Genomic DNA, 12,491 nt, shown 5'->3' with positions numbered 1-12,491 from the left:
ATAGCCGCGCCGGGTGTCGGCATCGGGAACGGCTTCGGTGCCGTCACGTTCGGCGATGACGTCGCGGATGCGGCGGCCGAACGAGGCGACCTTCCCGGCCGAGAAACCCTGCTCGACCATGCCCAGCAGGACGTCTTCGGCCTTGGCGCAGTCGGTGTCGTCCAGGTGAAGGACGGCATCGGTGATCGTGGTGGCGTACCCGTAGGACAGTTCTCCGCAGGAGAGTCGCTTGGCGACGCCGGTGAGGCGATGCCGCTGGCGAGCGAGGTTGACGCGTTCTCTGGCGCGGGCCTCGCGCATGCCCAGATGGTTACGCAGCCACGCCCGGGTGGACGGCAGCCCCCACCGGCGCATCTCCCCGGAAGCGTCCACCCGGCCGATCAGTCCGGCGAGGGCGCTCTCGTGCAGGTCGGTGGCCCGAGCAAGCCTTTCGGCGGCCTCCATGCACTCAGCCGAACTGCCGGGCGGATCCCGATGAGCGAGTTCGGCCGCGATCAATGCCGCCGCGTCCACCAGCTCACCGGTGGACATCGACGCCACATCGATCTCCGTCGAACACATATCCCCATAATATCGAACACCTCAACACCACACCAACAATTCTAGGTGAGAATAATAAGACCCTCCAGACACCCAACACGGGCAAGATCCAGAAAAATATACAGACCACCGCAACCGAATTGCAGGGTCCACCGAAGAACGATCCCCCGCTATTCGCCAACGTCGCAGCAGCAGGAACCGGCGCGTCCCGAAGGGACGCGCCTAGAGGAGCCTGCACAAACCCGCACGTTGAACACCTACAGCGCCCGACCAAGCCCAACCGAAGTGACCTCAGCCCACAGCGACCGCACTGTCCGCACTGGCCCGCAGGGGCCACCGCAACGGGACACCTACCGAAACCACACTAATCCGGTAAAAGACCACCGCAACTAGAAAATAGCAGCAGAATTCGCATGGCTTCAGCAGCAGGCGCGATTCATCCTGGCGGCGACATGCCTCTCGATCTCTTCGTCCGTGTCACGGCTCGTCCCATCCGCAGCAGAGCGCGGCGTAGTCCTCGGTTCGCAGGAGGCCCGGTACCGCCTGTGCCTCATATTCGATCATCGAGTCGGCGTCGGCTTCGATCTCCACGAACGGACGGAACCACTCCAGGTAGGAGCTTTCGATCAGACGCTTCCCTAGGCGGGCGAGGGCGCCGCCCATGTTGAGTGCCCGGTCGCAGTCCTTGATGAAGGACGGCTTGGGGGGTGCGCTTGCCGGTCTCGATCATGGCGATCGGGGAGGACGAGATGTAGATCATCCGAGCGAACTGCCCTTGGGTGAGATCCGCTTCTCGCGGTGGCAGCGCAGCGCACCGCCCCAGTAGGCGAGTGCCGCGGCACCGGCCACCGGGGTCAGGGTCTTCTTCGATGCCATCCATGCATCCTCACCTGGTCGCCATGGCCCCGCCTTGCCACCGTGTCCTCACTTGGTCGGCCTGCCGGTCACGACCGGTCCACGCGAGGACCATTTCCGCGCTCAAGGTGGCCAGAAGGATTCACCCTGTGTGGCACGAACGGTACTTCCGCACTTGAACCTCTGCCCGTCGAGGTCACCGAGCCGGCCACCGAGCACGCGCCGCGTCTCTTCGCGCTCTGCTGGATCGACGCCGGGGATGACGACGGCGGCGTCATCGGATGGTGGCTCGATTTCGGCGAAGGCAAGGCCGTCGTCTGCGGCAACTCGGGGATCCGACTTCTCGGACGCTTCTCGGACGCTTCTCGGACGCTTCTCGGACGCCGAGCAGGCCCGTCGGCCGTTCGGCCGGTCGCGGAACGTGGTGGTCATCCGGCTGGACGGTGCCAGGCCCGCTCGTCCGGACGTCCCCGCCGTTACCGGCGCGCCGCAGGTCAAGAGGACTGACTGACGGCATGAGGGCGGACAGATCACCCGGTCCAGGGGCACCTACCGGTTTCAGCGGACTCCTGAGAGGGGGTCATGAGTCCGTCTTCTCTCCAGCCCCACGCCCCGGCGCACGGATGAGCACACTCGGCACCGCGGACGTAGCCCGCGCCCTCGCCTCCGGCGGGTTCATGGGCCGGACAGATGGTGATGTAGCGCCGATCAGAAGGCGTAGGCCGTTCTGCAACTGGAGGTGGCGCCTCGAAGAGGCTGGAAGGTGCCGTCCGACACTCTGTCGAAGGAATCGATGCCATTCAGGCATGCGTAGTTCGGGGTCTCGTCGCCCACGAGGCCGATGACGATGCCCACGTGCGGGTCGCGCCGGATGGTGTGGATCACGTGCGGCGGCCTGCCTTCGGAGAAGGAGAAGAACACCGTGCTCGGCGGTTCGTCTTTCTCCAGCATGCCGTAGCCGGTGCGGCCGTCCTGGTTCATCACGGCGCTGGTGACCGTCCTGGCGTCGGCCGGTTGGCGGAACAGGATGCGGCCTCCGCGCAGCTCGGTGCCGGGGGCGTTCGTGTCGAGGGCGTGGACGGTGACGTTCTTGATGCCGCGTCCGCTCGGTGGGACGTTTCCGGGTGGGGTGGCGGGTTGGGGAACGTCGCTGATCGTGTAGCCGAGCGTGCGGCTGTCTCCCGCCCAGATGATCTCGCCGATGACGGCGGGGGTCTGCGTCGTCCAGGTGCGGCGGTCGCCCGAGCCGGTGTCGAGGACGGTCACGGTGGCGCGTGGTTCCGTGGTCGTGCAGGGGGTCGTGGTGTACGCGAGGTGGCGGCCGTCCGGGCTCATCGCGAGCCCGGCTAACAGGGCGGGGGCGGCGCTCCTGCCCAGCGGTTCGATCTTCCGCACCCGGCCGCCGCCGGTCAGCGTGAACGTGTAGAGCCGTGTCTCGCAGGGCCGTTGCCGGGAGGCGGACACCACGAAGGTTCCGTTCGGGCCCGCGATGATCTCCCGTGCCTTGCCGGCGGACGGTGATGGCGCGCGTACCGAATCCACCGGCCGGACGGAGCCGTCCTGCTGGTACGAGGCCACTCGAAGCCATGGCGCCGGTTTGGTGCCGGACGAGCCGGCGGCCGGTTCCGTCGTGAGTTCGAAGCGCGGCTTGCGAGGGGTCTGATAGGACGTTTTCTGCTGAGCCGGGTAGGGCGTGGCCGATGCGCGTTCGTGCGGTGTCAGATGCACCGCGCCAATGGACGCCGCTACGGACAGGGTCAACGTGGCGGGGGCCGCCCAGCGACGTATCCGCCACGAGAGACGGTCGGATTCTGGGAGCATTCGCCGATCATGCCGTCTTCCTGCCTGCCGTGTGATTGCTTCCGTTTCTGCGATCGACAGGTGGCGGGCTTGCATCGGTATTCGGCGAGGATTGCGACGGCGTCACGGGTCCGATAGGCGCGGATCGGCCGATGGAGTTGCGAGATTCGATGATTTCGCCGTAGCAGAGAAAACAGGGAGAAATTTTTCGCTCCGGGCCGGCATTCGCGCGTGGTCAACTCCGGGCGGTCGCCACGGCGGCTTGGCCGAGGCTGATGCCGCCGTCATTGGGCGGGACGCGGTGGTGGGTCAGTACGTCGAATCCGGCGTCGGTCAGGCCGGATACCGCGCGTTCCAGCAGGAGCATGTTCTGGAACACGCCGCCGGAGAGAGCGACCACGGCGAGCCCGGTCTCCTCGCGGATACGGGACGCCGCGTTCACGATCAGGGCGGCGACGCCGTTGTGGAAGCGGGCCGCGATCACTGGGACGGGGGCACCGGCGCGCAGGTCGGCCACCACCGCGTCCAGCAGGTCGGCGCCGGCGATGGTGAAGGGGGCCGTTCCGTTGAGGGCGGCCGGATACGCGGCGGATTCGGACGGGTCGGCGCGCTGCTCCAGTTCTATGGCGGCCTGGCCCTCGTAGTTGATCCGGTCGCGGATGCCGAGGACCGCGGCGACCGCGTCGAACAGGCGGCCCATGCTGGAGGTGAGGGGCGCGTTGACCCGGCGTTCGGCCAGGGCGGCGACCTTGGGCCAGTCCGGACGGCGGGCCACCCGGAGGTCTTCTGGGACACCGTAGGCGGCCGCCATTCGCCAGGGTTCGCGGATCGCGGCGGCGCCGCCGGGCATCGGGACCGGTTCCAGATGGGCGGCTCTTTCGAAGCCGCGCAGGTCGGCTATGAGGAATTCGCCGCCCCAGAGCGTGCCGTCCGTTCCGTATCCGGTGCCGTCGAACGCCACGCCGATGACCGGGTCGGCCACGCCGTTGTCGGCCAGGCAGGAGGCGATGTGCGCATGGTGGTGCTGGACGGCGATGGACGGCAACTCCCGGTCGAGCGCGTATTTGGTCGACAGGTATTCGGGGTGCGGATCGTAGGCGATCACCTCGGGGGTGATATCGAAAAGCCGCTGGAAATGCTCGATGCCCTCTTCGAAGGCGCGGAGGGTTTCGTAGTTCTCCAGGTCGCCGATGTGCTGGGAGACGAATGCGCGGCCGTCGCGGGTCAGGCAGAACGTGTTCTTCGACTCGGCGCCGCATGCCAGGACGGGGCGTCCCTTCGCGATCGGCACGGGTTCCGGTGTGTAGCCGCGTGATCGGCGTACGGGAAGGGTCCGGCCCCGGAAGACCCGCACCACCGAGTCGTCCGTCCGGGTGTGGATCGGGCGGTCGTGCAGCAGGAACGCGTCGGCGATGCCGGCGAGGCGCTCAAGGGCGTCGCCGTCTCGGTGGGCGATCGGCTCGTCCGACACGTTTCCGCTGGTCAGGACCACGGGGTTGGTCACGAGGAGGTGATGGAGGGGGGTGTAGGGCAGCATGAGCCCAAGGTGCCGGTTGCCGGGTGCGACGGCGTCGGCGAGCGCCGCGTCCGGGCGGCGGCGGGCCAGGACGATCGGACGCCGCGGGCCGGTGAGCAGTGCCTCCTCGGCGTCGGAGAGCACGCACAGCGTCCGGGCGGCGGCCAGGTCGGGGACCATGACGGCGAACGGCTTGTCCTCGCGGTGCTTGCGCGAGCGGAGCGCCGCCACCGCGTCCTCGGCGGCGGCCCTCGCCGCCAGGTGGTAGCCGCCGAGGCCCTTCACCGCGACGACGGCGCCGCCCGCGAGCATGTCGCGGGCGGCGGTCAGCGGGTCGCCCGCGTGCGGGCGCAGCGTGAGGGACGGCCCGCAGGACGGGCAGCACACCGGCTGGGCGTGGAACCGGCGGTCGGCCGGGTCCTCGTACTCGGCGGCGCACTGCCCGCACATGGGGAAGCCCGCCATGGTCGTGGAGGGACGGTCGTACGGGACGTCCTTCACGATCGTGAAGCGCGGCCCGCAGTTCGTGCAGTTGACGAACGGGTACCGGTAGCGCCGGTCGGCGGGGTCGGTGAGTTCGCGCAGGCAGTCGTCGCAGGTCGCGGAGTCCCAGGAGACGAGCGCGCGGCGCTCTCCGGACGTGTCGCTGCCCACGATCGCGAAGCCGTCGCGGCCCCGCGCGTCCAGATCCCGGGTGGTGACGCGTTCGACGACGGCGAGCCGGGGCGGACGCGTGCGCAGCCCGTCCAGGAATCGTCCGACCGCGTCGGGAGCGCCCTCGATCTCGATGAACACACCGCCCGCGTCGTTGCCGACCACCCCGGACAGCCCGAGGCCGGTCGCGAGCCCGTGCACGAACGGCCTGAACCCGACGCCCTGCACGGCCCCCTCGACGCGAACGCCGACTCTGACATCCACCCCGTCATTCTGACACGGAAGGTAATCGTTCAGATGCAATGAGCATCCGCCCGGGGGTCGTCCAGTCGATCTCACCCGACCCCGGGGCAGCGTCACCGCCTGAAGGTCATCCCGTCTCCCCGGTGTAGGCGGCGATCGTGCGGTCCGCGCAGGCGCGGGCGGCGGCTTCGTCGGCGCCCGCCGCGATGTGCGCCGCGTACCAGGCGTCGCCGCTCTGCCGGATGAACTCCTTGCCCTCGTCCGTCAGGGACCACTCCGGTCCCATTTCCGAAGGGATGTCCCTCCCGGACGCCAGGTGCAGGGCCAGGCCGAGAAGCCCCTGGTCCCAGCCGATGCCGACGGCACCGGGCCCGAACCGGTCCCACATATCGTCGTCGACGTGGGCGATGTGCTCCAGTTCGAGGCGGGCCCGGCCGTCCGGTTCGGGGGTCAGCCGGACCTCGATCCAGCTGACCTGGCCGCCGAACTCCCAGGTCGCGGAGAAGCTCTTGGGCGGGTCGCAGCTCTCGACCGTCCCGGACGCGTTGCCCTCCAGCTGGTAGCGGCCCCCGAGCCGGAGCTCGCCGGAGATCGGCAGGAACCAGCGGGGAATCCGCTCGGTGCTGGTGACGGCTTCCCACAGGTCCTCGACATCGGTGTCGTAGACCTGGCTGACCGTCGACGTCCGCGCGGTGCCGGCCTCCAGCACCCGTTCGCCGACCTTGCGGCGCACCGCGTTGATCTGCCCCGTCACTTCGGTCATGTCTCGCTCCCTGGGTTGTGGCGGCGTGCGCGCTTGCCCCGGGCGATCTCGGTCGCCAGGGCGTCCAGGTGCGGGGTCCAGAACCGGCGGAAGCGGTCGAGCCAGGCGTCGACCTCCTGCAGGGGGGCGGTGTCGACGGCGTAGAGCCGGCGCGTCCCCTCCGCCCGCACGACCGCGAACCCGCTGTCGCGCAGCACCTTCAGATGCTGCGACACGGCGGGCTGCGAAATCCCGAACTCCTCCCGGACAACGGCCGTCACCTCTCCGGAGGATCGCTCACCCTCGGCGAGCAGCTCCAGAATCCGGCGCCGTACCGGGTCACCCAGAACATCGAACGCGTGCACGACCCCAAGCTACAGCCCAGGCTTATATAAGCCAAGACTTAATTTCAATGTCCGCCGGCGAGCAGCTCCTCGAACGGGACGGGGTGGGCGTACGGGTCGTCCTTCGGCGGGGCCGGGCGGGCGGACATCAGGGCCGCCAGCTCGGCGCCGGCGCGGGTGATGCGGTCGGGCAGCGCGGTCTCGCCGCTCCCCCAGTCCTCGGACGCCGCGTAGACCGCGGTGGGGACGACCGCGGCGCGCAGGTAGGCGAACAGGGGACGCAGGGCGTAGTCGATCGCCAGGGAATGCCGGGGCGTGCCGCCGGTCGCGCCGAGCAGCACCGGCTTGCCCTCCAGGGAATCCCGGTCGAGGACGTCGAAGAACGTCTTGAACAGTCCGCTGTAGGAGGCGTTGAAGACGGGTGTCACGGCGATGAGGCCGTCCGCGTCCGTCACCGTCTCGACGGCGGTGCGGAACGTCCCGGACGGGAAGCCGGTGAGGGTCGCGTCCACCATCGCGTGGGCGTGGTCGCGCAGCTCGATCGTCTCGACGGCGGTGTCCGGCCCGAGGGCTTCGGCCGCCGCCGCGGCGAGGCGGTCGGCGAGCAGCCGGGTCGAGGACGGCTGCCCGAGCCCGGCGGAGATGACGGCGATCATCGGACCTCCTCGGCGAGCCGGGAGGTGTGGGTCGGCGCGGTCGCCGGGACGTGCGCCGGGCGCAGCGCCTCGAACTCCTTGCGCAGCACCGGGACGACCTCCTCCCCCAGCATGTCGAGCTGCTCCAGGACGGTCTTCAGCGGCAGCCCGGCGTGGTCCATCAGGAACAGCTGGCGCTGGTAGTCGCCGAAGTGGTCGCGGAACGTCAGGGTCCGGTCGATGACCTGCTGGGGGCTGCCGACCGTGAGCGGCGTCTCGGCGGTGAACTCCTCCAGGGACGGCCCGTGCCCGTAGACGGGGGCGTTGTCGAAGTACGGGCGGAACTCGCGGACGGCGTCCTGGGAGTTCTTCCGCATGAAGACCTGCCCGCCGAGGCCGACGATCGCCTGGTCGGCGGAGCCGTGCCCGTAGTGCTCGAAACGCTGCCGGTACAGGCCGACGAGGCGCTGGAAGTGCTCCTTGGGCCAGAAGATGTGGTTGGCGAAGAATCCGTCGCCGTAGTAGGCGGCCTGCTCGGCGATCTCGGGGCTGCGGATCGAGCCGTGCCAGACGAACGGCGGCACGCCGTCCAGCGGGCGCGGGGTCGAGGTGAACGACTGCAGCGGCGTGCGGAACCGGCCCTCCCAGTCGACGACGTCCTCGCGCCAGAGCCGGTGCAGGAGGTGGTAGTTCTCGATCGCGAGCGGGATGCCGTCGCGGATGTCCTTGCCGAACCACGGGTAGACGGGGCCGGTGTTGCCGCGTCCCATCATGAGGTCGACCCGGCCGTCGGCGAGGTGCTGCAGCATCGCGAAGTCCTCGGCGATCTTCACCGGGTCGTTGGTGGTGATCAGCGTGGTCGCGGTGGACAGGATGAGCCGCTCGGTGCGGGCCGCGATGTAGCCGAGCATCGTCGTCGGGGAGGACGGCACGAACGGCGGGTTGTGGTGCTCGCCGGTCGCGAAGACGTCGAGCCCGACCTCCTCGGCCTTGAGCGCGATCGCGACCATGGCCTTGATCCGCTCGGCCTCGGACGGGACGCGGCCGTCGGTCGGGTCCGGGGTGACGTCGCCGACCGTGAAGATCCCGAACTGCATGCCGGCCTCCGAAATAGTAGAACTTTCAATAATCCTACCGAACCGGGCGGGGCGAGAGCGTATTCCGGCCCGTCAGGCGAGATCCGAGACGTCCCGTTCGAGCGCGTCGATCAGCCAGGAGCTGATCGTCCCCGCGGTGGCGGGCTCCCCGGTGACCTCGCCGAACAGCGTCCAGTACCGGCGGACGCGGGGGTCCTGCTCGGTGGCGACGGCGGGCAGCAGCGCGCGCCGGAACTCCGGCGTATCGCGTTCCCGCCGGCCCGCCGCATGGGCCGCGACGAAGAGGTCCAGGGCCGGGCCGGGGGCCGGTTCGCGGCCCGCGAGCACCAGCGGCGCGGCCAGCGCCAGTGCCTCGCCGTGCCCCGCGATCAGCGTCGGCTCGTCCCGCACCCGCTCGGCGTTCGCCCGGCCCCGGGCGCGCAGCTCGCGCAGCAGCGCCCGGTCGCTCGCCACCGCGACCATCCCGGCGTAGGCGACGACCTGCCCGGGCGTCGGATCGGCGGGCGGCTCCGGGACGCTCATCTCCAGGAACATCCGCATCGCCTCGTCCGGCAGCGAGACGAGGACGCGGCGGCGCCAGAAGTCCAGCAGGACGTCCCGCGCGGCCGGGCCGTCCCGCACGGCGGCGAGCAGGTCGAGGCGAGCGGCGCGGTCGGCCGGGCTCGCGTCCTCGACCGCGCGCAGCGACGCGCGGCGCCAGGCGAGCGCGGCCAGCGCGGCGTCGGCGGCGCGCCGCTCGGCGGTGACGGCCTCCTCCAGCGACAGGTCCCCGGTGAGGACGGCGACGATGCCGGGCAGGCCGAGCCCGAGACCGCGCAGCCGCCGCACGAGCCGCAGCCGGTCCACCGCCGAGGCGTCGAACCGGCGGTGCCCGCCCGCGCTGCGCCCGGCCTCGATGACGCCCTCGTCGCAGTAGAAGCGGATCGTGCGCACCGGGACGCCGGTCAGCGCCGCCAGATCGCCGATCCCCAATGTCCTGTCCTCGGTCACAGGGGCTTGAACCTCCACCTGACTGGAGTTCCTACTCTACGGGCGCAACGAGAACCCAGGAGAAGGGGAAGGACGTGCTCGACCCGGAACGCATGAAGGAGGGGCTGCGCGAGCAGACCCGCGGATTCGCCGAGGCCGCCGCCGGGCCGGACCCGTCCACGCGCGTGCCGACCTGCCCGGAGTGGACGCTGCGGGACCTGGCCGGCCATGTCGGCCAGGCGCACCGGTGGGCGGCCCATCTGATCCGGACGGGCGGCACCGAGGTCGTGGACGAACTGCCCCGCACGATCCCGGACTCCCCCGCCGGCTGGCCCGGATGGCTGCGGGACGGCGCGGCGGACCTGATCGCGGCGTACGAGGCGAACCCGGACGGCACGGTCGAGCACGCGATCATCGGGACGCAGCCGACCGTCATGTGGCTGCGCCGGATGCTGCACGAAACGGCCGTCCACCGCGCCGACGCGGCGTTCACCGCGGGCGTCCCGTTCACGCCGGCGCCCGACCTCGCCGCCGACGCGATCACCGAGTTCCTGGGGCTGCTGACGCGGGCGTCGGCGACGGCGTACAAGCCGGAGCTGGCCGAGCTGCGCGGGACGGGCCAGACGCTGTGCCTGCGTCCGGCGGAGCCGACCCTGCCGGGGTGGCTGATCACCCGCACACCCGCCGGGCCGTCCTGGCGGGACGAGGCCGGGGACGCGGACGTGACCGTCACCGGGCCCGTCCGGGACCTGCTGCTCGTGTTCGCCCGCCGGCTCACCCCGGACGAGGCCGACGTGAAGACGACCGGCGACGCGTCGCTCGTGCGGCACTGGCTCGCGCACACCGCGGTCTAGGCGCCGCCCTGCCGGGGCGGCGCGGGAGCGGCGCCCACGGATCGCCTCTGGTCTGATGGGGCTCCTTGGGGGAATGCTCGGGGACATGATCGGTGAACACGTCCTCGCCGGATACGTCCCCGACGCCGGCGGCAGGGAGGCGCTGGAGCTCGCGCACGGCATCGTCGCGCTGACCGGCGGCCGGCTGAGCGTGGCGACCGTCCATCCGCCGGGCCTCCCGGCCGCCGCCGGCGAGGCCCGGGCCGTGCTGGAGCAGCTGGCCGGCCGGCTGGAGGACCGGCCGGCGGACCTGCTCGTCCAGGAGGGACGCAGCGTCGGGCGCGGGCTCACCGTGCTCGCCAGCCGGATCGGCGCCGACCTGATCGTCGTCGGCTCCCCCGAAGGCGGCGCCCACGGCCGCATCGGCGTCGGCGCCGCCGCCGACCACCTGCTGCACTCGGCGACCGAGGCCGTGATGCTCGCCCCGTCCGGCTACACCCCGCCGGACGACCTCGGCCGGATCACGGTCATGTACGTCCGGCGGCCCCAGTGCGACGAGGCCGTCATCCGCGCCGCCCAGGCCGCCGAGCGCCTGGAGGTACCGCTCCGGCTGGTCACACTGGCCATCGGCGAAGTGTCCGCCGAGCCGCTGCGCGACGACCTGGCGCTCGCCATCCGGCTCGCCCTGGACTCCGCCGACCTGCTCCCCGAGGACGTGTCCGCCGAGGTCGGCGAAGGCGACGACGTCGCGGACGCCCTGGACGACGTCGACTGGCCCGAGGGCGAGCTTCTCGTCTGCGCGTCCAGCGAGGACGCCGCCGCCCACCGCGTCTTCCTGGGCGAGGTCGCGCTCAAGGTGCTGCGCGCGGCCTCGTGTCCGGTCACCGTCCTCCCTCGTGGCTACTACTGAGTGGTCCCTTTTAACCTGTTCAGCGGAACGGCTTGCCGCCCGCCATTTACCTCGGCTACATTCCGTCGAGATCGGAACGTGACATTGGAACGCGGCACGTCCGGTCCCCGGTCGGGCGTCACCCTGCCCGAACGAGCCAGGCGCAGGGAGCGAGATGGACCCGATCGGCAAGAAGCTGCTCGACATCGCCAAGAAGGAACTCGGCTACACCGAGAAGGGCGACGGCTACACCAAGTTCGGCGACTGGTACGCCAAGAACATCGACGGCGACCACGACGAGTACTTCAAGACCGCCCCCTGGTGCGACATGTTCCTCGCCTGGGCCGCCGACAAGGCCGACGTCACCGACCAGGCCGGGCAGTTCGCCTCCACCATCGACCACGCCAAGTGGTTCAAGAAGAACGACGCCTGGGGCCACGACCCCGAACCCGGCGCCATCGTCTTCTACGACTGGAACGGCTCCGGCGACATCGACCAGATCGACCACGTCGGCATCGTCGAGAAGGTCGACGGCCACACCCTCCACACCATCGAGGGCAACGCCGACGGCTACAAGCTCATGCGCAAGACGCGCGACACCGGCTCGGTCGTGGGCTACGGGTACCCATCGAAGATCAAAGTCGAGGCCAAGTACACCCCCAAGCACGCCGCCCCCGCCACCACCGTCGACAAAGTCGGCGCCCCCCTCACGTCCACGAAAACCCACGAGGCCGAGCACAGCGCCCCCACCGCCGAGCAGCTCCCCACCCAGGAGGTCGTCCTCGGCGGCATCCTCGCCTTCGTCCTCTGCGGCACCGTCGCCCTCGCCGCCGGACGCGCCGCCGCCGCGAAAGCCCCCACCACGCCGCCGATCCGCGTCCGCAAACGCGGCAAGCACCACCGCCCGGCCGCCCCCGTCACCCTCCCCGCCGACGTCACCCCGGCCGACCTCGACGCCGCCGACGCCGGCACCACCATCATGCCCGCCCTCTCCCTCGCCGCCGCCCACGAGGCCGAAGACCGCGAGTTCTGGGGCCGCATCGCCCACCTCGAAGAGGACACCGAACTCGCCTTCTGGAACTCCCTCCACTCCGATGTCACCGAAGACACCCCGGCCCTGTACGCAAGCACTCCAGGATTCCGCTAGAGTTGTCCATGCAAGCCCGGGGGGCGACCCCCGGACCAGCACGCGGACGTGGCTCAGTTGGTAGAGCATCACCTTGCCAAGGTGAGGGTCGCGGGTTCGAATCCCGTCGTCCGCTCTGAGAGGCCCCATCAGGCCTCGCTCTGGTGGAGTGGCCGAGAGGCGAGGCAACGGCCTGCAAAGCCGTGTACACGGGTTCAAATCCCGTCTCCACCTCGCAGCACACGCAA

The 12,491-nt window shown here is 70.5% G+C and carries 13 protein-coding genes and 2 tRNA genes; 5 read left to right on the top strand and 10 right to left on the bottom strand.

The features are described 5' to 3' along the window. From AF1_RS29505 to AF1_RS29465, 10 genes are all read right to left on the bottom strand, one after another. Positions 1-561, bottom strand: a 561-nt coding sequence (locus AF1_RS29505) for a DUF222 domain-containing protein (RefSeq protein WP_157419341.1), incomplete at its 3' end; no start/stop codon positions are given. Between the two features lie 456 nt (positions 562-1,017). Continuing rightward, the gene (locus AF1_RS36035) at positions 1,018-1,131 is read right to left on the bottom strand and encodes a Scr1 family TA system antitoxin-like transcriptional regulator (protein WP_217999858.1); all 114 of its coding nucleotides are present in this window, start codon (positions 1,129-1,131) and stop codon (positions 1,018-1,020) included. A 387-nt stretch (positions 1,132-1,518) separates the two neighbouring features. Continuing rightward, the gene (locus AF1_RS34920; protein ID WP_131732575.1) at positions 1,519-1,827 is read right to left on the bottom strand and encodes a hypothetical protein; all 309 of its coding nucleotides are present in this window, start codon (positions 1,825-1,827) and stop codon (positions 1,519-1,521) included. Between the two features lie 276 nt (positions 1,828-2,103). Further along, the gene (locus AF1_RS29495; protein WP_131732576.1) at positions 2,104-2,937 is read right to left on the bottom strand and encodes a hypothetical protein; all 834 of its coding nucleotides are present in this window, start codon (positions 2,935-2,937) and stop codon (positions 2,104-2,106) included. A gap of 493 nt (positions 2,938-3,430) precedes the next feature. Then, complete coding sequence (hypF, locus tag AF1_RS29490) at positions 3,431-5,629, bottom strand: carbamoyltransferase HypF (protein WP_067806654.1); 2,199 nt, start codon at positions 5,627-5,629, stop codon at positions 3,431-3,433. A 106-nt stretch (positions 5,630-5,735) separates the two neighbouring features. Beyond that, positions 5,736-6,371, bottom strand: coding sequence for an SRPBCC family protein (locus tag AF1_RS29485; RefSeq protein ID WP_067806651.1), 636 nt, complete (start codon positions 6,369-6,371; stop codon positions 5,736-5,738). After that, positions 6,368-6,715, bottom strand: coding sequence for an ArsR/SmtB family transcription factor (locus AF1_RS29480; RefSeq protein WP_067806646.1), 348 nt, complete (start codon positions 6,713-6,715; stop codon positions 6,368-6,370). The genes AF1_RS29485 and AF1_RS29480 overlap by 4 nt, the downstream gene beginning before the upstream one ends. A gap of 44 nt (positions 6,716-6,759) precedes the next feature. Next, positions 6,760-7,350 carry an FMN reductase gene (locus AF1_RS29475; protein WP_067806643.1) on the bottom strand — a complete coding sequence of 197 codons (591 nt, stop codon included), beginning with the start codon at positions 7,348-7,350 and terminating at the stop codon, positions 6,760-6,762. Continuing rightward, the gene (locus tag AF1_RS29470; protein ID WP_067806640.1) at positions 7,347-8,426 is read right to left on the bottom strand and encodes an LLM class flavin-dependent oxidoreductase; all 1,080 of its coding nucleotides are present in this window, start codon (positions 8,424-8,426) and stop codon (positions 7,347-7,349) included. Before AF1_RS29470 ends, AF1_RS29475 begins: the two co-directional genes overlap by 4 nt. Positions 8,427-8,498: 72 nt before the next feature. After that, positions 8,499-9,416 carry a MerR family transcriptional regulator gene (locus AF1_RS29465; RefSeq protein ID WP_067806638.1) on the bottom strand — a complete coding sequence of 306 codons (918 nt, stop codon included), beginning with the start codon at positions 9,414-9,416 and terminating at the stop codon, positions 8,499-8,501. Between the two features lie 74 nt (positions 9,417-9,490). Here AF1_RS29465 and AF1_RS29460 point away from each other — a divergent pair, with 74 nt between their 5' ends. From AF1_RS29460 to AF1_RS29440, 5 genes are all read left to right on the top strand, one after another. Then, positions 9,491-10,249 (top strand): maleylpyruvate isomerase family mycothiol-dependent enzyme, encoded by a 759-nt coding sequence (locus AF1_RS29460; protein WP_207394016.1) that lies wholly within the window; start codon positions 9,491-9,493, stop codon positions 10,247-10,249. Positions 10,250-10,334: 85 nt separating this feature from the next. After that, positions 10,335-11,138 carry a universal stress protein gene (locus AF1_RS29455; protein WP_067806663.1) on the top strand — a complete coding sequence of 268 codons (804 nt, stop codon included), beginning with the start codon at positions 10,335-10,337 and terminating at the stop codon, positions 11,136-11,138. Between the two features lie 154 nt (positions 11,139-11,292). Continuing rightward, on the top strand, positions 11,293-12,264 hold the full coding sequence (locus tag AF1_RS29450; protein WP_067806635.1) for a CHAP domain-containing protein: 972 nt from the start codon (positions 11,293-11,295) through the stop codon (positions 12,262-12,264). A gap of 42 nt (positions 12,265-12,306) precedes the next feature. Continuing rightward, positions 12,307-12,379 (top strand) — tRNA-Gly (locus AF1_RS29445). Positions 12,380-12,406: 27 nt separating this feature from the next. Beyond that, positions 12,407-12,477, top strand: a tRNA-Cys gene (locus AF1_RS29440). Positions 12,478-12,491 lie beyond the last annotated feature (14 nt).

Origin of the sequence: Actinomadura formosensis NBRC 14204 (assembly GCF_001552155.1) — a bacterium.
In the GTDB taxonomy this organism is placed as follows: Bacteria; Actinomycetota; Actinomycetes; order Streptosporangiales; family Streptosporangiaceae; genus Spirillospora; species Spirillospora formosensis.
This window is presented reverse-complemented; position numbering and strand designations above follow the sequence as displayed.